This is a genomic window from Bartonella alsatica, assembly GCF_013388295.1.
Lineage (GTDB): Bacteria > Pseudomonadota > Alphaproteobacteria > Rhizobiales > Rhizobiaceae > Bartonella > Bartonella alsatica.
In genome coordinates this window covers 803,437-828,074 of the sequence record NZ_CP058235.1, presented here as the reverse complement: position 1 = coordinate 828,074, position 24,638 = coordinate 803,437, and the positions used below count along the sequence as shown (strand labels likewise).

At 38.4% G+C, this 24,638-nt stretch carries 15 protein-coding genes; 9 read left to right on the top strand and 6 right to left on the bottom strand.

Annotation, left to right across the window (positions count from 1 at the left end):
* Nucleotides 1–248: 248 nt before the first annotated feature.
* The 6 genes from HWV54_RS03425 (at nt 249) to HWV54_RS03400 (ending at nt 9,006) form a co-directional block, all read left to right on the top strand.
* A complete protein-coding gene (locus HWV54_RS03425) occupies nt 249–2,687 on the top strand; it encodes an FtsK/SpoIIIE family DNA translocase (RefSeq protein ID WP_005866695.1) in 2,439 nt (812 codons plus the stop codon).
* A 115-nt stretch (nt 2,688–2,802) separates the two neighbouring features.
* The gene (locus HWV54_RS03420; protein WP_005866698.1) at nt 2,803–3,411 is read left to right on the top strand and encodes a LolA family protein; all 609 of its coding nucleotides are present in this window, start codon (nt 2,803–2,805) and stop codon (nt 3,409–3,411) included.
* A gap of 29 nt (nt 3,412–3,440) precedes the next feature.
* Nucleotides 3,441–4,250 (top strand): exodeoxyribonuclease III, encoded by an 810-nt coding sequence (locus tag HWV54_RS03415; protein ID WP_005866700.1) that lies wholly within the window; start codon nt 3,441–3,443, stop codon nt 4,248–4,250.
* A 66-nt stretch (nt 4,251–4,316) separates the two neighbouring features.
* A complete protein-coding gene (locus HWV54_RS03410) occupies nt 4,317–5,801 on the top strand; it encodes an efflux transporter outer membrane subunit (protein WP_005866702.1) in 1,485 nt (494 codons plus the stop codon).
* Nucleotides 5,798–7,021, top strand: coding sequence for an efflux RND transporter periplasmic adaptor subunit (locus HWV54_RS03405; RefSeq protein WP_005866704.1), 1,224 nt, complete (start codon nt 5,798–5,800; stop codon nt 7,019–7,021). The genes HWV54_RS03410 and HWV54_RS03405 overlap by 4 nt, the downstream gene beginning before the upstream one ends.
* A gap of 2 nt (nt 7,022–7,023) precedes the next feature.
* Entirely contained in the window at nt 7,024–9,006 is a 1,983-nt protein-coding gene (locus tag HWV54_RS03400; protein WP_005866705.1) for a MacB family efflux pump subunit, read from the top strand.
* 760 nt (nt 9,007–9,766) lie between these two features.
* Here the strand turns inward: HWV54_RS03400 and HWV54_RS03395 are convergent.
* The 5 genes from HWV54_RS03395 to HWV54_RS03375 form a co-directional block, all read right to left on the bottom strand.
* Complete coding sequence (locus HWV54_RS03395) at nt 9,767–10,447, bottom strand: YdcF family protein (protein ID WP_005866707.1); 681 nt, start codon at nt 10,445–10,447, stop codon at nt 9,767–9,769.
* Complete coding sequence (locus tag HWV54_RS03390) at nt 10,434–11,387, bottom strand: cell division protein FtsX (protein WP_005866709.1); 954 nt, start codon at nt 11,385–11,387, stop codon at nt 10,434–10,436. The genes HWV54_RS03395 and HWV54_RS03390 overlap by 14 nt, the downstream gene beginning before the upstream one ends.
* Entirely contained in the window at nt 11,380–12,039 is a 660-nt protein-coding gene (ftsE, locus tag HWV54_RS03385; protein WP_005866711.1) for a cell division ATP-binding protein FtsE, read from the bottom strand. The genes HWV54_RS03390 and ftsE overlap by 8 nt, the downstream gene beginning before the upstream one ends.
* A 733-nt stretch (nt 12,040–12,772) precedes the next feature.
* A complete protein-coding gene (gene acs / locus HWV54_RS03380; protein ID WP_005866713.1) occupies nt 12,773–14,731 on the bottom strand; it encodes an acetate--CoA ligase in 1,959 nt (652 codons plus the stop codon).
* A gap of 2,077 nt (nt 14,732–16,808) precedes the next feature.
* Nucleotides 16,809–17,498, bottom strand: a complete 690-nt coding sequence (locus tag HWV54_RS03375) for a YggS family pyridoxal phosphate-dependent enzyme (protein ID WP_005866715.1) — start codon at nt 17,496–17,498, stop codon at nt 16,809–16,811.
* A gap of 161 nt (nt 17,499–17,659) precedes the next feature.
* On the opposite strand from HWV54_RS03375, the gene leuS reads away from it, so the two are divergent.
* Together leuS and lptE are read left to right on the top strand one after the other, a co-directional pair.
* Nucleotides 17,660–20,302 carry a leucine--tRNA ligase gene (gene leuS / locus HWV54_RS03370; RefSeq protein WP_005866717.1) on the top strand — a complete coding sequence of 881 codons (2,643 nt, stop codon included), beginning with the start codon at nt 17,660–17,662 and terminating at the stop codon, nt 20,300–20,302.
* Entirely contained in the window at nt 20,289–20,879 is a 591-nt protein-coding gene (gene lptE, locus HWV54_RS03365; RefSeq protein ID WP_005866718.1) for an LPS assembly lipoprotein LptE, read from the top strand. Before leuS ends, lptE begins: the two co-directional genes overlap by 14 nt.
* On the opposite strand, the gene fsa is transcribed toward lptE, so the two are convergent.
* Complete coding sequence (gene fsa, locus HWV54_RS03360; protein ID WP_005866720.1) at nt 20,873–21,529, bottom strand: fructose-6-phosphate aldolase; 657 nt, start codon at nt 21,527–21,529, stop codon at nt 20,873–20,875. The genes lptE and fsa overlap by 7 nt on opposite strands.
* 710 nt (nt 21,530–22,239) lie before the next feature.
* Here fsa and HWV54_RS03355 point away from each other — a divergent pair.
* Nucleotides 22,240–24,462: a primosomal protein N' gene (locus HWV54_RS03355; protein WP_005866722.1), complete on the top strand. Its 2,223-nt coding sequence runs from the start codon at nt 22,240–22,242 to the stop codon at nt 24,460–24,462.
* Nucleotides 24,463–24,638 lie beyond the last annotated feature (176 nt).

The following is a 24,638-nucleotide window of genomic DNA, read 5'->3' as shown; positions in this document are numbered from 1 at the left end:
TTATTCCGAATATTCCATTCGATTTTATATTTCTATACTTGATTTGGGCAAAAGAAAACTGAAATTAGATCGAGACGACATAGTGTTTGATATATGGATATATTTTATATCATCATCTTGAAGGAAAATATTTACGGTATTACAGGTAAGAAAATGGTTATGATTATGATGGTTAAAACTGTGTTAATATTTTGCAGTCATAATTTTACAACTCTTTAATGCGAAAATTTTGTATTTGGAATTAATAGATGCATCAGAGTTCTTCTCCTTATGATTCATTAGAAGCGCAAAAATCTTATAGTTTGCGGCTCATCGAAATGTTTTTGCGCCAGATTGGTGTTTTCATTGGGCTTGGACTTTTGGGATTCATTATTTTTTGCGTTTTTGCTTTGGCAACTTGGAATGTTGCAGATCCCTCATTAACGCATGCAAGTACAAATAAGATTACAAACTTTATGGGGTGGCCAGGGGCAATTTTTTCAGATTTTGTCATGCAGTTTTTTGGTTTGGCAAGCCTTGGTGTTTTATTGCCACCATTATTTTGGTCGTTTCTTTTGTTGGCACAAAAGAATATATACAATTTAGTTTTTCGCCTTTTTTTATGGGGGCTATCAACGATTTGTTTTTTAATTTCTTTTGCTCTTGTAACACCTGTTGCTTCTTTTACGTATTGGCCATTGCCGATGGGTTTAGGGGGAGTTTTGGGGGATAAAGTTTTAAGTGCTGTTTATACAATTTTTCCTGTTTTTCTTTCTCCATTTCAGAATGTGCTCTTAGGTATCGTTTTTATCGTTTTAGGTTTTTTAATGGCTGCTTTTGCAGGTAATGTGGTATGGCGGCGTCAGGAAAATAAAAGAAAAGTAAAAAATGTCCAGAAAAGCGGAAGCGTTGATCCTCTCTTCTATGTGTCAGAAGATACAGAACAAATCGTAGATGGAGTGCAGAACAGTTTTTTCGTTACAACTTTTGGAGCTATTTTACATCTTTTTTATTTTTTACAAGCGCGTTTTTTGCGTCTTTTCTTTTTTAAAAGTCGTTCTAAGAGACAAGAAGAGTCATTTGATCGGATTGAGCCAATTTTCTTGGATGAAAAAACAAAATGTCAAAAAAATCAAGATAAAGCGCTCGTTTCTCCTGTTAATAAAAGCCGTGCTTTGAAATCTTTAACGTCTTCTTCAAACGGTAGTTTTCTTCTTCCGCTTTTAGATTATCTTTCTGTTTCTCCACCGGCAGTAAGGGATGCGAGACTTTCTCCTGCTGCCTTAAAAGCCAATTCTCAGGAACTTGAAGGGGTTTTATTAGATTTTGGTGTTAAGGGAAAAATTATTGATGCGCGTCCTGGTCCAGTGGTGACTTTATACGAATTTGAACCGGCTGCCGGTATTAAATCTTCCCGTATCATTGGTTTGTCAGATGATATCGCTCGTTCGATGCGTGCGATTTCAGCTCGTGTTGCTGTAGTGCCAGGACGCAATGTGATTGGAATAGAATTGCCTAATGCAAAGCGCGAGATGGTTTATTTAAGAGAAATTTTGCAAGCGCAGGAATTTGTTGAGAGCAGAGCTAAATTAGGACTTGCTTTGGGCAAGACAATCGGTGGTGAAACGGTTATTGCGGATTTAGCAAAAATGCCCCATCTTTTGGTAGCTGGTACAACAGGATCGGGAAAATCTGTTGCTATTAATACGATGATTTTATCGCTTCTTTATCGTATGACACCTGAACAATGCCGTCTCATTATGGTGGATCCAAAAATGCTTGAACTTTCGGTTTATGATGGCATTCCCCATTTATTAACGCCTGTGGTGACAGATCCTAAAAAAGCAGTAATTGCGCTTAAGTGGGCTGTTCGGGAAATGGAAGAGCGCTACAGCAAAATGTCAAAACTAAGCGTTCGCAATATTGATGGGTTTAACGCACGTATCAGGGAAGCGGAAAAACAGGGAGAGGCTATGGTACGTACAATTCAAGTTGGATTTAATCAAGAGACTGGTGAGCCTCTTTATGAAACGGAAACACTTGATTTTAGTCCTATGCCCTATATTGTTGTCATTATTGACGAAATGGCTGATTTGATGATGGTCGCCGGCAAGGACATTGAAGGAGCTGTTCAACGCTTAGCACAAATGGCACGTGCTGCTGGTATCCACGTGATTATGGCAACTCAGCGTCCTTCGGTAGATGTGATTACTGGGACGATTAAAGCCAATTTTCCTACCCGTATTTCTTTTTCTGTAAGTTCAAAAATCGATAGTCGAACAATTCTTGGTGAACAAGGTGCTGAACAATTGTTGGGACAAGGAGATATGCTTTTCATGATGAGTGGAGGGCGTATCCAGCGTGTTCATGGGCCTTTTGTGGCTGATGATGAAGTGGAGCAGGTTGTACTGCATCTTAAAGCACAAGCCTTGCCTGATTATTTGGAGACCGTTACGCAAGAGATTGCAGAAAATGATGCGGATGTTTCTTTAACTTCTCCTTTAGCAGATGATCCTTATAGTCAAGCTGTTGCAGTTGTTCTTCGTGATCGTAAGGCTTCAACTTCTTATATTCAACGTCGTTTAGGCATTGGCTATAACCGTGCTGCTTCACTGATTGAGCGGATGGAAGAAGAAGGTATTATTAGTCCCGCAAATCACGCGGGGAAACGGGAAGTTTTGGTGCCTGCTAAAGAAGAATGCTTTTAAAATAAAATCTTTTAATAGTGTTTTCAAACAATATCTTTCTCTTTTAGAGAAAGGTATTTATTCATTATTTTACTTAAATTATAAAACAAAAATATATTTCTTGGGAGCATTATCTATGGAAACATCTTTTTTACTACAAAGAAGATTCTTTGGGGTTGTTGGAATTATTATTTGGGGGTGCTTAATTGTTCCTGCTTTTTCGCAATCATCCAATAAAGTAGCAAGGGCGCAGAATGTTGTGAATAAATTTGCAGCAATTAAAACAATGACCGGTGATTTTATTCAGTTTAGTCCACAGGGGAAAATGTCTCAGGGGACGTTTTATTTAGAGCGCCCAGGGAAAATTCGCTTTATTTACAAAAAAATACCTTTGCAGATTATTGCAGATGGTCAATTTGTAGGAATTAACAATCGAGCACTCAATACTTGGAATTTTTCACAGCTTTTTCAAACGCCAATGAAATTTCTGTTAGACGATAAAATTAATATATCGTCGGGGCGTTTATTAGCATTTCGTGAAGATCCAGGGGCGGTGACAATTGTTCTGCGGGATAAAAGCATTGGGGCAGGGCAAATAAGGATGGTTTTTGATTCTAAAAACTATGCTTTACGGCAATGGACAATTGTTGATCAACAGAATCTAGAAACCACTGTTCAAATCATGAATGTCCGGACAGGCGTTAGGTTTGTTGATGGGATGTTTACTCTTCCGTCGAAAAAGTAGTGCAGTGTTACTCATCGGAATTGAAACAGATGATCTTTCGTATTGCAACTTGGAATATTAATTCTATCCGTTTGCGTCTTGCACAGGTTTTTCAGTATTTGGACATATTTGCTGCCGATGTTTTATGTCTACAGGAGACAAAATGTCCGGATACTTTATTCCCAGTAGAGGCTTTTGAAGCAGCCGGATATAAACATACTGCATTGTGTGGACAAAAATCTTATAACGGTGTAGCAATTATTTCTCGTTTACCTTTTAAAAGTGTTGAAAGGCGTTTCTTTTGTCAAAAGCAAGATTGTCGCTATATTTCAGTGATTGTTGAAGTTTATGGTAGGGACATACAGATTCATAATTTTTATGTTCCTGCGGGAGGGGATATACCTGACGCTGAAGTGAATGAAAAATTCCGTTATAAACTTGACTTTTTAGAAGAAATGTCTTCTATTCGCGCTGATCAGCAAAAAGGTTTTTCTTCTCTTTTACTGGGTGATTTGAATATTGCTCCTTTGGCAGAGGATGTGTGGTCTCATCAACAATTGTTAAGGGTTGTAAGCCATACACCAATCGAAACAGAACGTTTACAAGCTTTATGTTGCCAAGGTGGGTGGGTTGATCTGATGCGTATGCATATTCCTGTTCCTGCTAAACTTTACACATGGTGGAGTTATCGTGCACGCGATTGGGAACTTGCTGATCGTGGGCGGCGGCTTGACCATATTTGGTCTTCTCAAGATTTAGCTCCTTTTGTTGTTGATCTTTCAATTTTTCGTGCTGCGCGGGGATGGAATCAACCTTCAGATCATGTTCCAGTACAAACTGTATTTGATTTTTCATGTTAAATTTGAAATAAGTAGTAAATAAAATATTAATATAATAGTTAATTCTGAAGAAATGCGGGAGATTAGATGCATATCAGGAATCTTAAATGGGTTATTTCTAAAAGATTACTTTATAGTATTTTGTTGTGTTTTCTTATATTATCAGGATGTATGGTTGGTCCTAATTATCAGAAGACATCTTTTCGTGTTCCAGCAAATTGGGGACAACAGACTGCACAGACAACTGGGCGTGCGGATGCGCTTGCTGGATGGTGGCGGCGTTTGAATGATCCTGTTTTGAATGCGTTAATGAATGATGCAATTGCTGGAAATAGTAGTGTTGCTGTTGCTAAGGCACGGGTTCGCGAAGCGCGTGCGAGTTTAGGGCAAACTGTTGGATCTCTTTTGCCAAGTGTATCAAATTCAATTTCTGGTTCCCGTAGTGGTTCTGGACAATCTGATACGTTTTTGACCCAATATCGGAGTGGTTTTGATGCGAGTTGGGAGCTTGATTTTTTTGGTGGGCATAAGCGAGGAGTTGAAGCTGCACGATATGGTCTTGAAGCGGCTGTGGAAGATATGCGTGCTACCATGGTGACGTTGTTGGGAGATGTGGCAACAAATTATGTTGAAGTGCGTGGTTGGCAACAAAAGTTATTGATTGTGCGCCAAATTGCTTCATCACAGCGTAAAACGTATGAATTAATACGTACCAAATTAACAGCTGGTGATGCTTCAGAGCTTGATGTTTCAAATGCGCAAGCACAAGTGGCTAATACAGAAGCGGATATATCCCAGATCGAAGCGAATTTGGCAATGAGTATTCATCGCCTTTCCGTTTTAACTGGTCATGTGCCTACGGCTTTGCAGGATCTTTTACAAAAAAATGCGAAGCAAGCGAAGATTCCGCAACCAAAATGGCCTATACCAACAGGAATTCCAGCTGATATTTTATTAACACGCCCCGATTTACGACGGGCTGAGCGTCAATATGCGCAAGCTACAGCACGCATTGGTCAACGTGAAGCAGATCGCTATCCATCACTTACTTTGACCGGTAATATTTCGACAGTAGCAACAACAATTGATCAATTATGGAAAAGTTCAACAATTGGGTGGTCTTTAGGACCTGGTCTTCGTTTTCCTTTTTTTAATGGGGGACAGGTTATGGCTTCTGTTGCAGTGGCTCGTGCACAGCGTGATCAGGCTTTTATTGCTTATCGGGCTGCTGTGTTGGGGGCTTTAGAAGATGTAGAAAATGCGCTTGTAAGATTGACGAAAGAACATCAGCGTTTAGAAAAGCTTATCGTTGCAAATAAAGCTTTTCTGCATTCTTTGCAAATTTCACGGAGCCTTTTTGAAAATGGAAATACTAGTTTTCTTGAATTGTTAAATGCTGATCGTTCTTATTATTCTGCGCAAATGGCGCTTAAAGATAGTCGTGTTTCTTTGGTTACTCAATATATTGCGTTGATGAAGGCGTTAGGAGGTGGCTGGGATGGTGTTGTTGATGTGTCACGTTCCGAAGTTCTGGATGGTGCATCCAAGACGCGCGCAAAGGTAGGGCAATGAGAAAAGATTTCATAAAAAATTTTATTACAAGACGCAAAAAATTATCCTTCTTTTTAACTGCTATAGTTTTTATCATCTTGTTATTATGGCTACGTTCTGTTTTTTTTGGAACATCAACGCCGGTTTATATGACAGCAGTGGTAAAGCGTGGTGATATCGAAGAAAGTGTTTTGACTTCTGGCCTTGTGCGTCCTTATCGGTTGGTTGCTGTTGGTGCGCGTACGACAGGGCGTGTGGTGTCTATGCGTGTTTTTCCGGGAAGTGTTGTCAAAGAGGGGGATCTTTTGGCGGAAATCGATCCTACAGATCAAGAAAATGATCTGAAAAGAAAAAAAGCAGCATTATCTCACTATTATGCGAATTTGGTAGAACAAGAAGCTTATCTTGCTCTTGCACAGAAAAACTTAGAGCGTCAGAAAAAAATGATTGAAGCGCGTGCGATTTCACGGGCAAATCTCGATGATGCTGCAACACAAGTGAAAATACGTGAAGCACAAATTGCTCAGCTTCGTCAGCAGATTATACAAGCACAAATCGATGTGGATAGCGCACAAGTCAATCTAGGGTATACACGGATAACCGCTCCTTCAGCGGGAACAGTTTTAGCAACTGTTGTAGAGGAAGGCCAAAATGTTAATGCAGTTCAATCGGCACCAACAATTGTTATTTTGGGCGATTTGTCAAAAATGACAATTAAAGCACAAATTTCAGAAGCTGATATTCTTAAAGTTCAGCCTGGTCAACCTCTTTATTTTACGGTTTTAGGTGATTCACAACGTCGTTATGAGGGGATTTTAGAAAAGGTAGAGCCGGCTCCTGAATCAATTCGGGCTGATGTGAGTATTAACCCTGGTATGGTAGGAAGTTCTAACTCTCTCGCATCATCGGCTATCTATTACAACGGGATTGTGCATGTCGATAATAAAGATAATTTTCTACGGACTTATATGACTGCGCAAGTTCATATTATCTTAGGTCGTGCTCAGAATGTTTTATTGGTTCCAAGTGGTGCTTTGCGTGATGAGACAAAAGAGCATACCGCATGGGTTTCTCTTTTGGAGAAAAAAGGTAAAGTGGTTGAAAAACAAGTAACCGTTGGGCTTAATAACAAGGTTGTGGCAGAGATTGTTTCAGGGCTTAGTGAGGGAGACGTGGTTATTACAGGTTTGCGCGATGGAGTGGTGTCAGGTAATTCTGATAAACTTGAGGAAGAGAGCTAAGCATGAAAGCAGAGCAAGCAGATGCTGTCCTCATTTTAGAAAATATTGTGCGCAAGTTTCCTGCCGGTGAAACATTTGTCACTGTTTTGAAAAACATCAATCTTACCATTAAGCGCGGTGAAATGGTAGCGATTGTGGGAGCTTCCGGTTCAGGAAAATCCACATTGATGAATATTTTAGGTTGTCTTGATCGTCCAAATTCTGGTCATTATTGGATTTCAGGAAAAAAAACAGCTCTTCTTTCTGCTGATGAATTATCTGCTTTGCGGCGCAATCATTTTGGTTTTATTTTTCAGCGCTATCATTTGCTTAATGAATTGACGGCACTTGGTAATGTTGAGATTCCCGCTATTTATGCAGGATGGGCACCGGAGGTGAGAAAAAAACGTGCTCAAGATCTTTTAACCCGTTTAGGTATGGGAGATCGGATCAATCATCGTCCTAATCAGCTTTCAGGCGGTCAGCAACAACGTGTATCAATTGCACGGGCATTGATGAATAATGCTGAGGTCATTCTTGCTGATGAACCAACCGGTGCATTAGACAAGCAAAGTGGCCAAGAAGTATTGCGTATTTTGGAAGAGCTTCATCAAGAAGGGCGCACCATTATCATAGTAACACACGATATGCAGGTGGCTGAAAGAGCAGATCGTATTATCGAAATCAGTGATGGAGAAATTATTGCTGATAATGTGTCAGAAACTGCAAAAACAAAGACAGATGGTCAACTTTTTCAGGAAAAACAAAATCCAAAAGACCAAAAAACACTTGGTTTTTTTCGTTCTTTTGCTGAGCGGTTTCGTGAGGCATTTGTTATGGCCTTGTTGGCAATGAATGCTCATCGAATGCGGACTTTTTTAACGATGCTTGGGGTGATTATCGGTATTGGGGCGATTATTGCGATGGTTGCTTTGGGAAATGGTACACGAGAAAAAATCTTAGAGAATTTTAAAAGTTTGGGTTCTAATACATTAACAATCTTGCCTGGAAAAAGCTTATCTGATCCACAAGCAGAGAAAATAACAAGTTTGGTTGAAGCGGATGCAGACGCTTTGTCAAGATTGCCTTATGTTATTGGTGTAACGCCTCAGGTTTCTGCAAGCTCTACTATACGTTTTGGTGCTGTTGAAGCCAATGCTATGATTGCTGGAGTGGGAGAACAATATTTTGAGACACAAGGACTTGCTGTTATTCAAGGAAGATTGTTTGATCATAACAGTGTGCGTGATCGAGCGGTTGATCTTGTGATCGAAAAAGAAGCTCTTTCTGTACTTTTTCCTCATAGTCATGAGAGTCCAATTGGGAAAGTAGTTCATTTGGGAAAAGTTCCAGCACGTATTATTGGTGTAATTGATCCGCAACATAATGGGGGCACTTCAAATACATTGCAGGTTTATTTGCCCTATACAACTCTACAAACACGTTTTCTTGGAACAACACAGGTGCGGGCAATTACAGTTAGGATTGCTGATAATATCGATTCACATTTAATAAAAATGATGGTGCAACGTTTTCTCATTATGCGTCATGGTAAGAAAGATTTTTTCATTAGAAGTTCTCAGTTGTTTCGTGATCGTATCATGGAAAGCACACATATTTTAACGCTTTTGGTGTCTTCAATTGCAGCTATTTCATTGATTGTGGGTGGCATTGGGGTGATGAATATTATGTTGGTGACTGTTTCGGAGCGAATCAATGAAATTGGGGTGCGTATGGCAGTTGGTGCACGTCAGAGTGATATTTTACAGCAATTTTTAATTGAAGCGATTTTGGTTTGTGTGATTGGTGGTATTTTAGGAATTCTATTTGGTCTTTCTATTGGTGGTTTGTTTTTGCTCTTTAAGGCGCCGATCCATCTAATTTATACGATTGATTCAATTATCTTATCTCTTACTTTTTCGACTCTCATCGGAATATGTTTTGGTTTTTCACCTGCGCGGCAAGCTTCACGACTTGATCCTGTTGTCGCTCTTTCACGTGATTAAGTGTAATCAATTGTAGGGGGATATTGTTTGTTACGCATTCATATGGGATGAAGCATTTGAGGGTATGAGTGAGGGATGTGAGGCTGTAGAGAATCTTTGCGTCAATAAAATAATTGGCATGATGAGACGGGTGTTTTACTTTTTAACTCTTACTGGGATATATTTTAGTTTTTTGCTAGCACGACAAGCTTCACAATTTGATCCCGTTATTGCCTTCTCACGCGATTAAGGGTCATCAATTGAGGTATGTTTGTTGTTGTGCTTTTTAATTGGATGAAGCACTTATTGGAGAAGCGTTTGTACAAAAGGAACATGGATGGGCAAAATATTTGTTAAGTTCTACCCAGCGGTTTTATGTAGCGAATGATACGCTGGTAAAAAAGGGTGAAAATGGATTGTAGAGTGCTGTGCAAATTGGTCTTCTTTTTTATTTACATGATGTGAACGCTTTCAATAGACAGAGCTATTACAGCATTGAGGATATTATAATTTGAGAGTGCGGCTTGTACATTTATTAAACATAAAATGGATTAGCAGTCTAGGGAGGATACTGCGCATGAGCAGTACCGTAAGATGGGCTTGGAATGTCTTGAAGAATGTTGCTTAATATAAACGCGTAAGTATACAACACGAGTTTATTTTGTTTGAGGTGTTCTGTTTTGTATGAGAGCAGAGTTTACTTGTTAAGTCTTATAGAGTGAAGCGCGTGAAGCAATCAGCAAGCCGGTGGCAAGATTTTCAGAAAACCGGTGTGAAAAGTTTAGAATGCCGTTCTTATGTATACCTCAATCGTTTTGATGTATTGGAATACAAGAATGCGTGTTTGATTGATTTGCTGTATCATGCTTTCAATTTTGTTTTTTTTAATAGGATAAGCAATGAAATTGGTATGAGGCATCAAATATTTTAGTTCACGCAAAGAGCGCCATACGTGGTAATCATGGGTAACGATGTAGACTGTTTTGTAGTGGTGTTTTTTAATCCAAGTTGCACTTTCTTCGGCATTTCCTCTTGTGTTAATTGCTTTATGGCCAATGTCAACACAACAGGTAAAGAGTTGTGGAGTAATATGTATGCTGTGCATAAAACTTTTCAGTTTGGTTGTTGTGTTTACTCCACTGATCAAAAGTCGCGAACCAAGCCCCTTTTGTAAGAGCTGTAACCCTGTTTCTATTCGGTTTTCTCCACCTGTAAGAACAATAATTGCATCTGCTTTCGGTAAAGGATTTGGTGGTTGAAGCTGTTCAGTTTTTTCAGAAAAAACAATAAAACCGCTCCAAAAGAAAAAAATGATCAATAAAAGAGAAAGTGTTGTTGGTGGAAAATAGCGAAACAAACGGCACGGATAATGGGTACGCTTCTCTAGGGTACGCTCTAGATTGTCTTGCATCAATGAGTTAGGATTATATGAGTTGTGGATCATAAAATTAAAATAAGCCATTTTCACATTGATCAATTTTTTTAAGTTGTGCGAGGATAGTCATGCGGTTTGTAAACATGGTAAGAAAAGAAACGAAAAAAATAAGGGCAATGATTTTTCCATAAGGAATAGAACTTATGGAAAAGTGTCCAAACAAGGCAGTTATTTGGCTAGCTTCCACTCTTCCTAGGTTATAGTTTGTCCAAAAGGTGAACACAGTAAACAGAAATGCGCTTGTCGTACCACCGTATAATGCACCACGCAGTGCAGTTTTAAAAAAATGCCAGTCAAATTGTCGTGCAATGAAAAGGGTTTCAGTACCAAGAAAGTATAAGACATTGATAATATGCGCATTTTCTGCCAATGCATTACGTGTGGCAAAGATAACCGTGAGTATTAATGAACCCAAAACCAATGTTAAAATTGAAAAACCAATAAAAACAGTTGTGTGTGCCATTGTTGCAAACCGGTTTACCCAAACACGGTGATCATCAAACTGTCCTCCTGGAATTTGTGTTTTGATTGCGTGACTGATGGCACGAAAATTAATTTCTTCATTTTCTTTCAGTGTTACAATGATAAGGCGGGGAAGGGGTAATTCACTTAAGCTTAAACCTGTTCCAAGCCATGGTTCGAGCAATTTTTCAGTGGCTTTTTGGTTAACAATTTTAGCATCTTGTATACCATGAAATGTTTTAACTAATTTAACTGCATCATAAAGGGCTTTTTCGATATCAACATTTTCAACGGGACGTATTTGAATGGTTGCTTCATAGCTAATTTGATTACTCCAGCTATTAGCAGTGCGTTGTACTAAATCAACGCCAATCAATGTAAGACTTGAAAGAAATGTCATAATAGCAATTACTGCAACCAGTGCTTGTCCAGAAATATTGTCTCTAGGAATAATAGCAGTTGTATTTTTTTGATTATTTATAAAAATAGGGAAAGACTTATTCATGAATTGTCATCCGTCCGTTATAAAGAAGCATACGTCGTGCTGCGACTTGTTCCATCAGGGTGATATCATGGGTGGCAATGACAACAGCTGTTCCAAAACGGTTTAATTCAATAAACAAGCGTAGCAGGCGTTTTGCCAAAGGAGGATCGACATTTCCGGTTGGTTCATCAGCGAGAAGGATTTCAGGTTGATCAATGAGCGCTCGTGCAATCGCTACCCTTTGTTTTTCTCCACCAGAAAGAACCGGTGGTAAAACATGAATATGATCACCAAGGCCCACCCAACAGAGAAGATCTTCCACTTCACTGCGATAAGTTGCTTCTTCTTGTCCTTTAATGCGTAATGGTAGAGAGACATTTTCATAAGTGGTCATGTGATCAAGGAGACGAAAGTCTTGAAAGACAACACCAATGCGTTGGCGCAGTGCAGGAAGCTCTTGCCGTTTTAGCAATGCTGTATCATTTCCAAATAAATCAATGTGTCCGCGGGTTGGTTTGAGTGCCAAAAACATAAGACGCATCAACGATGTTTTTCCTGCTCCGGAGGCACCGGTTAGAAACTGAAATGATCCGGGAGGGATATGAAAACTGATATCACGGAGAACTTCAGGGCCCATTCCGTAGCGTAGACCGACGTTTTCAAAATGAATCACTCTTTGTTACCACTTCTGCTTTTATATTGTATGATTCTCAGGATTTTTGCTCTCATTGTTTTAGTTTTGGGTTGGGTTCATATTTCACAAATTTCAATATTTCTGATTTGCTATTTTGCTATTGAGAAATATTGTCTGTGAGAATATAATCAATAATTATATCTCCTTATTTTTCTTTATTTATGATTTTAGCAGGAATTCTGAGCTGTTTCTAGCACAAACATGCGAACCGCCATTACTGTTTTTGGTTTAGCTTGATCCTTTTTGTTTGGCAGTTGAAGGGTGATTTGTATTTATTGCTTCAGACAATGTTAAAATTTACACTTTACAGTTTGGTATGTTGTATTTGCGATTTTTTTTCATTTGTTATTGAAAAAGCATGTTTGTTTACATGGATATTGAAAATCTCCTTGTTTTTTTCTTTTTGCTAAAAATACATTGATCTATAATGATAATTTATCATTTTGAAAAAATAATGAAAGCTTCGGATACAGTAAAGTTCACTCATTTCAGACCTTTTTATAATGAATATAAACTATTCGCTTATACTTTATGAGAGGGATTAGTGTGTAGATAAAAGCCGTTCGTAAAAAATCTAAATAGACTTTTTACGAACTTTCTCAATATAAGAATAGTTGCAACATTTTAGGTTGGCAAAGAGAATAGAGGTATTAGGTTAGACCTTTATCAGTGGCATTAGCAGAAATGCTAAAATTACTGTTCATGCTTCGTGTTAAGCGATGGCTTCCCTATTTTGGTGGTTGGCAATAAGATCGTTAATGACTTGTGGTTCGGCAAGGGTTGAAATATCTCCTAGATTATCAAAATTATTTTCGGCAATTTTTCGCAAAATACGTCTCATAATTTTTCCTGATCGCGTTTTGGGAAGCTGAGAGGCAAATTGAACTTTATCCAATGTGGCAATGGAGCCTATTTCCTTTCTGACATGCTTAATAAGGTCTTTGTGCAACTTTTCACTTGGAGCTGTTCCTTTCATTAGGGTGATAAAACTGTAAATTCCTTGCCCTTTAATGGGGTGAGGGTAACCAACAACAGCTGCTTCTGAAACATCAGGATGAGAAACAAGTGCTGATTCAATTTCAGCTGTTCCTAATCTGTGTCCAGAGACGTTGAGAATGTCATCAACTCGTCCTGTAATCCAATAATAGCCGTCGCTATCGCGTTTACAACCATCGCCTGTAAAATATTTCCCTTTATAGGTAGAAAAATAGGTTTGAATAAAACGCTCGTGATCATTGTAAAGCGTGCGCATTTGTCCAGGCCATGAGTCAATAATGCAAAGATTGCCTTCTGCTTCCCCTTCCAGAATATTTCCTTCGGAATCAATGATTTGAGGTTGAACTCCAAAAAAAGGACGTGTGGCTGAGCCTGCTTTAAGATTTGTTGCACCGGGGAGAGGTGTGATCATATGCCCTCCTGTTTCTGTTTGCCACCATGTGTCGAGAATAGGACATCTGCTGTCTCCTACTATATGGTAAAACCATTCCCATGCTTCTGGATTAATTGGTTCACCTACTGTGCCCAAAAGACGCAAAGATGTTCTTTTAGAGTGTTCGACAAATGAATTGCCTGCTCCCATTAAGGCGCGGATAGCTGTTGGTGCGGTATAGAATGTATTTACTTTGTGTTTGTCAACAATTTCCCAGAATCTGCTGCTGTTGGGAAAGGTTGGTGTTCCTTCAAACATTAAAGTGGTGGCAGCGTTGCATAAAGGTCCATAAATCAAATAAGAATGACCAGTAATCCAACCAATATCAGCAGTACACCAGTAAATTTCACCAGGATGATAATCAAAAACATATTTATGTGTTATGGATGCATAAACAAGATAACCAGCTGTTGTGTGCAAAATACCTTTGGGTTTGCCTGTTGAGCCGGAGGTATAAAGAATAAAAAGTGGATCTTCAGCATTCATTTTTTCTGTTGGGCAATCCGTATTGGTATGAGGTATTTCTTTGTGGTACCAAAAATCACGTCCCTCTACCCAATTGATTGTCCCACAGGTGCGCTGGATAACCATGACTTGATTGACATGCACATTACAGCGTCCTGCAATGTCAATAGCATGATCAACATTATCCTTTAAATTAAGTTGTTTTCCTCCACGCAATCCTTGATCGGTTGTAATAATGAAAGTCGATTGACAATCAACAATACGTCCCGCTATTGCTTCAGCAGAAAAACCAGCAAAAATAACTGAATGAATGGCACCGATGCGGGCACAAGCAAGCATTGCGTAAGCAGCTTCGAGGATCATGGGTAAGTAAATAGTGACTCTATCACCTTTTTTTACACCATGGTTCTTTAGGATATTAGCAAAACGACAAACATGTTCATAAAGTTCATTATAGGTTATTTTTTTATCATGATAAGGATTATCTCCTTCCCAGATTAATGCGATGTCGTCACCATGGTTTTTTAAATGGCGATCAATACAATTATAGGCAACATTTGTTATTCCATCTTCGTACCATTGAATTGATACATCACCGTTAAATGAAGTGTTTTTTACTTTTGTATAAGTTTTAAACCATTCAATGCATTGGCCATGTTTTGCCCAAAAGGTTTCTGGATCATTAATGCTTTCTTGGTACCATTGTTGATAGGTCTCTTCATTGATCAGCGCATTTTTTTTGATATCAGCTGGTATTGGATAAATTTTTTCAGACATAGGTTCCCTTTCTTATTGTTTGAAGAGATCAGACGCTATACTTTTTTGTGTTTTTCTGCCAGAATTCTCCAATGAGCTTTTCATTCAAAAAAACTTTTTTAGGCTAGAATAAATTACAAAGATTTGCACAGTCAATTTTAAAAATCTGACGCGTTTATGTTTGCGTTCGTATTTAAGAAGGCATTTTTAAGATGTTTAAATGTAACGAATTGTGTCATAATAAAGAAATATAAGTTGTGTAAACTATAGAAGAGTATATTGTTGTGTACATTTTTTTATAAATAAATAGAGAAATTAATATTAAAAACAAATTCATATAAAAGTCAAAAATACAAAGGATGAAAGCGGTTCATAGAGTTTCGATATCAATTGTAAAGCTATCTTCGAAAAGCGAATATTGCACGATGCTATAGGTGTATTACTTCTATAAATGTAAAAAATAGTAGTATTGAGTATTTTTGCATTATGCCATTCATAGATAATGCCGAAAAAGGGGATTGGGAGAGAAGAGAAATGTTTTTTAAAAACCCACACAAGATAGGAATGAATGAATTGAAGATCTAATTTAACATCTTCTTTGTTTTGCTCTCTATTTTTTCAAAAATAATAAATTCATTAAGTATTAATATAAAAGTATTAATATAAATATATATAGCTACACAAGCTATCAGAACTAAACAATATAATTCTTAACAATAATGCTGTTGTTATATATACATTTCCAATGTGTAAAAAATGTTTTTATAAAAATAGCAAAAATATGGTTATATATAATTAATATTATTAATAAATTGCACTTTTATTTAATATAAAATTGCAATAAAATTAACTATATAATTTATTATTGTATTATAATACTTTAATTATTAAATAATTATAATTAATAATCAAAATACAGATATTTATAATAGTAATTCAAAAATTTTATAAAAAATATCCAAAAAATCTAAACTATAAATTTTATAAACCAAATAGCTTTCTTTGAGATATTTTTATTCATAGATATCAGCATTTGTTTTACTATATTATCAAATGTATGCTTGTTATACTACTAACTTCATAAATAGTTTGCTTGGCTATTTTATACAAATTAGAAATAATACTTCTTGAACTTACTTATGGTACTCCTTAGCTGTATTGTAAAGACCTAAAGTTCCTCTGATTCATGGGTTATTGCTATAACTGCATCTGCTGCTTTTAAAGTATTGGTGCTGGAGGTGTTGCTAATCCGATACCTATTGCTGTTGCTCTGTGTGAATTATTAGATACACTTGAATTATCCATTTTAGTTCTTACTCAGTTCTGCTCTTATTAGCTGTTTGTAAAAATCGTATCATTATGATGTAGTGAAGTTGTTTCATATATTTCAAAATAAACATCAAACATAATTTTTTAATTATCAAAAAATATATTTATAATATTGAATAGATGATAGATATGTTATCATATTTTCAAAATATAGATTGTAATAAAGGAATATTTTATTCACAATACTGTTAAAATATGAGATATTGATCACTATTTTTTCTTAACAAAATAATAAAATCAAAAAGGTAATTCTAAAAAGTTGGAATCTTTCTCTTGATGTATAAAAACCACAAGAAAATTGTTCATACCGTTATTGAACTTAGTTTTGTTGCCACTGTTTTGTGCGCACGCACTGGTTAATCCTTTTTTCAGACGCTTTTAAACCGTATCTTGTCCTTTTTCAGTGTGTGGAAAGGTTCTATGTTATTGTTGTCCTTATGATTGCTATCCATGCTATTTTGTACAGCTCTTAGCACTTTAGGGGCTTATTAAGCCAATCGGCTTGCACGAGAATTTAGGGCGTCGTATCTACACCTATGTTTTAATCCTTTTCTTGCCTGTTTTATGCACTTGGCAAGGGGGTGGATTGTTTACGTAGATTGAAGAAGTTAATATAATTCTCAGTTTTTTAAGTGAGTCATTGTAATAACTGTGCTGGGTATTTGGGGGCGATTATTTATTTTGCAGTACTTTTTTCATTAGTATATAACTAATTTTTCTCATTCTTAATAATGAGTTCTTTTTTGTGGTACATTTCAGTGAAATAAGTTCAGATGGGGCGTTGTCCAAATAAAGCAGAGCCAATACGTAGAACATTAGAGCCAAATTGAAGAGCAATTTTGAAATCGTTAGACATTCCCATAGAAAGTTTTGGAAGACCAGCTTTTTTTGCTAGTTTTGCTAGGAGTGCAAAATAAGGGCCGGGATTTTCCTGTACAGGTGGGATCGCCATAAGACCAGTAATATCAAGTCCGTAATAATTTTTGCACTGGGTGACAAAAGGGACCACTTCTTGCGGTGCAATACCACTTTTTTGCGGTTCTAAGCCAATATTGACTTGAACATAGCAGGGGAGAAATCTTTTTTGTTTTTGCATTTCTTTGGCTAAGCTTTTGGCTATTTTTTCGCGGTCGACAGTTTGAATGATATCAAAAATTTTAACAGCTTCTGCTGTTTTATTCGACTGTAGGGGACCGATGAGATGAAGTTCAATATTTTCAAATCGTTGACGTAAGCAAGGCCATTTTTCAGTAGCTTCTTGCACACGGTTTTCCGCGAAAAGGCGCTGTCCTGCTTCCAAAAGGGGGAGTATCCTGTCTGCAGATACAGTTTTTGAAACAGCAATAAGTTGGACTTCTTCCACGGAGCGATGATAGTCTTTACATGTTTCAATAATGTTTTTTTGTAGATTTTTCCACGTTTCAACGCAAGGAGCATGGGGGGTAGTGTAGGTGCTCATCTTTTCTTACTTTCTATTTTTATTAGCGATTAAGTTATTAATTATAAGAGCTTTAAAAAATACTTAGTGAAATATTTATTGAAAATGTTGACGAAGGGGTTAATCCATGGTCAAGCATAACACAAGTTTTTTAGTTCAATTTTATAAAGAGTATAATAGAAATGACGATTGAACATTGTAATTTAGAGGAACGTTATAATCCCCGTGTCCACGAACAAAAATGGCAAGCGATTTGGGATGAAAGGAAAATTTTTCAGATCGTTCAAGAAGATCAGCGTGAAAAATATTATGTTTTAGAGATGTTTCCTTATCCTTCTGGGCGTATTCACATGGGGCATGTGCGTAATTATGCAATGGGAGACGTTGTTGCACGTTATAAACGTGCAAAAGGGTTTAATGTGCTTCATCCTATGGGGTGGGATGCTTTTGGTATGCCGGCTGAAAATGCTGCCATGCAAAATAAATTACATCCCAAGACTTGGACCTATGAGAATATTGCGGTAATGCGCAGGCAATTAAAGCAGTTAGGGCTTTCATTAGATTGGGCACGGGAATTTGCGACTTGTGATGTGGATTATTATCATCGACAACAAATGTTGTTTCTTGATCTCTATCAAAAGGGATTAGTAACGCGCAAAGTGGCTAAAGTAAATTGGGATCCCGTTGATCACACTGTGTTGGCAAATGAACAGGTTATTGACGGGCGAGGATGGCGTTCTGGCGCGTTGGTTGAACAGCGTGAATTGACGCAGTGGTTTTTCAAAATTAGTAATTTTAGTGAAGATCTTTTGACAGGGCTTGAAAAACTTCAGCATTGGCCGGAAAAAGTTCGCACTATGCAAAAAAACTGGATTGGTAAGTCACAAGGCTTATTAATTCGTTGGTCTTTACAGTCAATAGAATCTGCTGATAAGGTTTGTGAGGGATTGAACGAAGTTGTCTGTTATTCAACACGACCTGACACACTTTTTGGCGCTTCTTTTTTGGCGCTGTCTGTTGATCATCCTATTGCGCAAGTTCTCGCGCAAAAAGACAAAGCGCTTAGTACTTTTATTGAAGAGTGTCGATGTGGTGGAACGACAACTGTAGCACTTGAAACTGCTGAAAAACGAGGTTTTCGCACATCGCTTTTGGCTGTCCATCCTCTTGATCCAGCGGTGCATATCCCTGTTTATATCGCCAATTTTGTACTCATGGATTATGGAACAGGAGCTGTTTTTGGTTGTCCTGCTCATGATCAGAGAGATTTGGACTTTGCTCATAAATATAATCTCCCCATTCAGCCGGTGGTTTTGCCAAAAGAGATTAAGAAAGAAAATTTTGTGATTGGGGAAACGGCTTATACTGGTGATGGCGTGATGATCAATTCTGGTTTTTTAGATGGTTTAACACCACAACAAGCTTTTGAAGAAGTAGCTAAAAGGCTTGAGGGGCAAATGCTAAATGGTGAGCCTCAAGGGCAAAAAACGGTGCAATTTCGATTGCGTGATTGGGGAATTTCGCGTCAGCGTTATTGGGGATGCCCAATTCCAATGATCCATTGCACCTCTTGTGGGGTGGTACCGGTGCCACGTACTGATTTACCCGTAGTATTACCTGATGATGTGACCTTTGATCTACCGGGAAATCCTCTTGATCGTCATAAAATATGGCAAACGGTTACTTGTCCTGTTTGTGGGCAGCAAGCGCGACGTGAAACCGATACCATGGATACATTTGTTGATTCTTCTTGGTATTATGCGCGTTTTATCGCGCCTTTTGCACAAGAACCAGTCGACAAACACGCGACAACTGAATGGTTACCTGTGCAACAATATATTGGTGGAATTGAGCATGCAGTTTTACATCTTCTCTATGCGCGTTTTTTTATGCGTGCCATGAAATTGATAGGTTATGTGACTGTGGATGAGCCATTTAAGGGACTTTTTACCCAAGGGATGGTGGTACATGAAACGTATCGGGATGATCAGGGATGGGTTTCGCCAGAAGAAATTTCGATTGTTGAAAAAGACGGAAAACGTCGGGCTTATAAATTAACCGATCAAAGCGAAGTGACAATTGGTTTGATCGAAAAAATGTCTAAATCAAAAAAAAATGTCATTGATCCTGACGATATTATCGCATCCTATGGAGCTGATACCGTACGTTGGTTTGTGTTATCCGATTCTCCTCCTGAACGGGATGTTATCTGGACAGAATCTGGTGTTGAAGGGGCGCATCGTTTTGTGCAGCGTGTTTGGCGCTGTGTGGCTTTGAGTGCTCTAGTTTTAAGGGAGGTTGCGCCCTGTGCTGGACGTCAGGGTGCTGCTTTGGAACTTTCAAAGATAGCGCATCGAACGCTTTGTGCTGTGGAAGATGATTTTGAGAAATTTGCTTTTAATCGCGCAATTGCACGTCTTTATGAATTCTTAAATATTATGGCACCTTTGTTAAATAAGGTGGAAAGTGTTGACGATGAAATGAAGGCGGCTTTGCGTCAAGCATTGGATTTTTTCCTCGCACTTATTTCACCTATTATGCCTCATTTAGCAGAAGAATGCCATGCTGCTTTAGGGGAAAAAACTTTAATGTCTGAGCTTTCTTGGCCTGTTTATGACCCTGCATTAATTGTTGAAGAATGCTATACTTTGCCGGTACAGATTAATGGTAAAAAGCGCGGTGAGGTGACTGTCGCAGCAACGGCTAGTGAAGCGATGATTGAAGAAGCTGTTTTGGCTCTTGACTTTGTAAAGGAACATCTTGTTAAAAAATCAGTAAAAAAAATGATTATTGTTCCAAAAAGGATTGTGAATGTCGTTGTTTAGAAGATTTATTTTTGCAGATTTAGCTGTTTTTTTTACGCTTTTGTGTGGGTGCACAATTGAACCACTTTATCATCAGGTATCGCAGATTTCGACAACAATAAATTCTGTGGATTCTGTTTTTGATGATTTATCTCCACAACCAAAATCTTTGAGTCTGTCCCAAAAACTAGCTTCTATTGTTGTGGCAGAACCGTCAGATCGTTTTGGTCAAATGGTACGCAATCGTTTGCTGTTTCTCCTTTATGAAAATGGGCGCAAACCTTCTACTCCGGTTTATCAATTGGCATTAGAAACATCCGTGTTTACACGAAATTCTGTACAGATAGAAGTGGATCGCGATAGGAAAAAAGAAGGGCGACCTTCCGTTGGAACCGTGATGGGTAAAGTTTCCTATGTCTTGCAAGATATGAAAAATGTTCTTATTGCTGAAAGTACGGTAAGCATGAGCGTATCTTTTGAGCGGCTCCGCCAAGAATATGCAACTTTGCAAGCAGAGGAAGATGCGCAAAAACGTGTGGCTGAAGAATTAGCCGAAGAGATTTTGTTGCTACTTTCAAAAGATCTTTCAAATCATTGAGCGATATTTTGTCCCGTTTTTTTCCAATCTTCTAGGAAAATTTGCAAGCCTTTATCGGTTAAAGGGTGTTTGACCAGTGTTTTTAAGATTGCTGGTGGGACAGTTGCAACATCTGCACCGCTTAATGCTGCTTCTTTGACATGATTAACAGTACGGATTGAAGCTGCTAAAATTTGTGTTTCAAAGCTGTAGTTGTCATAAATTGTGCGAATTTCATGAAGTAGAGCACTACCATCTATTCCGCAATCATCTATTCTGCCAACAAATGGTGAAATGAATGTTGCACCTGCTTTGGCGGCTAATAAAGCTTGATTAGCAGAAAAACAAAGCGTGAGATTTGTTTTTAATCCTTCTGTTGTTAGAGCTTTACAGGCTTTCAATCCATCAGCTGTTAAAGGAAGTTTGATACAAATATTGTTGGCAATTTTTGCTAAAACAGCTGCTTCTTTCATCATGTTTTCAAATTCTGTTGCTGCAACTTCAACAGAAATAGGTCCGCTGACGAGAGTGCAAATCTCTTTTATAACTTCAAGAATATTGCGCCCTGATTTTAAAATAAGTGAGGGATTGGTTGTGACACCATCAACGAGGCTTAAATTTTGTAATTCTTGGATTTCTTCAATATTAGCGCTATCCACAAAAAATTTCATATTTTATCTCCTTGGTTTTTAGTTTTTTTATTTAAAGCCTCTGAAATTCCGTTCTGTTTTTTGTTATGCGCTATTGTTTGCAGCAAAAGCAAGAGGGAGGATCATACTCTTATATGGTGCGCTGAGAGATAAATTGGGAAGAAGACGAGACGTTAGGAGTTGGAAGAAAGTGAAATGTGAGAAGGAGGTATGTTTTATTCTAACACTTAGGGTGTTCTTATTACATGCTTGGAGTTATAGAGCTTCATTTTTATAGAAGATAAAGTTGGTTCTTTTGTTTGTTTTCCAATGACGAGGGGCACGAGAACGCTTATTGTGAAAAAGATATTTTCAATAGGGGTAAAATAATAAATCATGTAAATGGTTTTCTACATTAGTGTCAACAGGGAAGTTGCAAGAATACTAAATGCGAGAGCATTATTGGTATAAAAGTTGGCATAGAAGATAACGAAAAATGTAATGGAGAGAAGAATTATTTCCATTTAGATATTTCTTTTTGCTGTGCAAGTTTATCGTTATTGGATTTTATCTATTATGGGGGGAAGACATGACTCTTTTTTGTAGTTTAATGATGGGTTGATCCATGGGTAAGGGATTATTGATGGGGCTGGAATAATAAATCAGGTAAAGGATTTTTTGCAAAGATATCAAAAGATAGGTTGTAGAGACGTTGTTAGTGTAAAAGGTTCGTATAAAATTTAGGACAAAAGATGAAGTCAAATATGACAAAGGATGTAACAGAGAGAAAGATTGTTTCTATTTTGGTGCCTCTTCCTGTTGCTCATGCTTATAGTTATGAGGTTCCATCTTCTATGAAGTGTGAGGTTGGTTCTTTTGTTCGTGTTCCAGTAATGGGGCGTCAAGTTTGTGGCTTTGTGGTGGATGTTGGCGAGCAGTTAGCAAAAGATGGACAAAATTCTGCACCTGTGGTGGGTAAAAAATTGCACTTTCTGCTTCATGTTTTTGATTGTCCGCCGTTAAAGAAGGAAATGATCGCATTTTTGCGTTTTGTTAGCCGGTATACGATGACTCCTTTTGGTCTTGTTGCACGATTGGTTTTATGTGTGCCAGGTGCTTTAGAGCCAGAAGCGCAACTAGCAGGCTTGCGATATTGTGGGGGGAATGTGGGGCGTTTAACACCAGCGCGATCACGGATTTTGGAGTTGGTGCGTGATGGTACGGTTTGGACACGTTCTGGTCTTGCGCATGCGGCAGGAACTTCTGTTTCTGTTGTTGAAGGGTTAAAATCGCTTGGAATTTTTGAAGAAATTATGGTGCCGCCACCTGCACTTGTGGGGATGCCCAAACCTGATTTTTGTCCTCCTAAGCTGGAGGGAGCGCAGAGTAAAGTAGCACAACTTTTGCGAGAATGTGTTTTGTCTTCTCAGTTTCAAGTTTTTTTGCTTGATGGTGTAACTGGATCAGGGAAAACGGAAGTTTATTTTGAGGCGGTTTCTCAAGCACTTACAGATGGTAAGCAGGTTTTGATTTTGTTGCCAGAAATTGCTTTAACACAACAATTCTTAGATCGCTTTCACGCACGTTTTGGAGCAGCAGCGGCGGAATGGCATTCCGATTTAGCACCGCGTCGTCGAGAACGTGTATGGCGGCAAGTTGCAGAAGGGCGAGTGCGCGTTGTGGCTGGAGCACGTTCGGCACTTTTTCTCCCTTTTCATGAGCTTGGATTGATTGTTGTTGATGAAGAACATGATGGTGCTTATAAACAAGAAGATCGCATTTTTTATCATGCGCGTGATATGGCGGTTGCACGAGGTTCTTTTGAGCATTTTCCTGTTATTTTATCTTCTGCAACACCTTCTATTGAAAGTCAGGCAAATGTTTTGTGGGGACGTTATCAACGGGTAAATTTGCCATCGCGTTTTAAAGCGGCTGCGCTTCCACAGTTGCGGGTGGTTGATATGCGTAAAGGAGGTGTACAAAAAGGACGTTTTATTTCCTCTGCTCTTGAGGGGGCTTTAAAACAAACGCTCGATAAGGGTGAACAGGCACTCCTTTTTCTTAATCGCCGTGGTTATGCGCCTTTAATTTTATGTCGGATTTGTGGTCATCGTTTTCATTGTACGGATTGTTCGAGTTGGTTGGTGGAACATCGCGCGCAAGGACAGCTTAAATGCCATCATTGTGGATATCATCAGTTGCTGCCGGAAGCGTGCCCTGAATGTGGGACTTTAGATCATCTCGTGGCTTGTGGACCAGGTGTGGAAAGAATTGCTGAGGAAACACAGATGCTTTTTCCACAGGCGCGGTTATTGATTCTGTCAACTGATCTAAAAGGTGGGATTAGTCAATTGCGTCGTGAATTGGAAGCGATTGCGAAAGGGGATGTGGACGTTATTATTGGGACGCAGCTCGTTGCTAAGGGACATCATTTTCCCGGGCTTTCACTTGTTGGGGTAATTGATGCTGATCTTGGTCTTGCTAATGGCGATTTGCGTGCGGCTGAACGCACTTTTCAGCTTTTGTCTCAGGTTACAGGGAGAGCTGGGCGTATGGGCTTAGAGAGTTTAGGGTTATTGCAAACCTATCAACCCGATCATCCAGTGTTACAGGCTTTGCTTTCGCGACAACGTGAGGATTTTTATAGGCATGAGATTGCAATGCGTCAGCATTATCATCTCCCACCGTATGGGCGTCTTGCTTCTTTGATTGTATCTTCAGAAAAACGTCAAATTGCGGAATATTATGCACGTATGTTACGCCAAATGGCACCACGGGAGAAGAATGTCTCGGTAATGGGGCCTGCGGAGGCACCGCTAGCTCTTGTGCGGGGGCGTTATCGTTTTCGGCTTTTGCTACAGGGACAACGTTCTTTTGATATGCAAGGGTTTATTCGTACGATGCTTGCAAGTGTGCCAAAAATGCCTTCTTCGGTTCGGGTTCAAATTGATATTGATCCACAAAGTTTTCTCTAAAAATAAAGCGGCATAATGTGGAGGTTTATTTGCTTTTAAAATGTTCTATTACAAGAAGGAATAATTTTATGCAAAAACATCAGTTTTCTTCTTTTTAAGAGTAAACTCTGTTATTATTACTTGTCTATAAGTTTGAGATAACATATTTTTCGGTAGTGGAAATTCTTTTGGTAGAA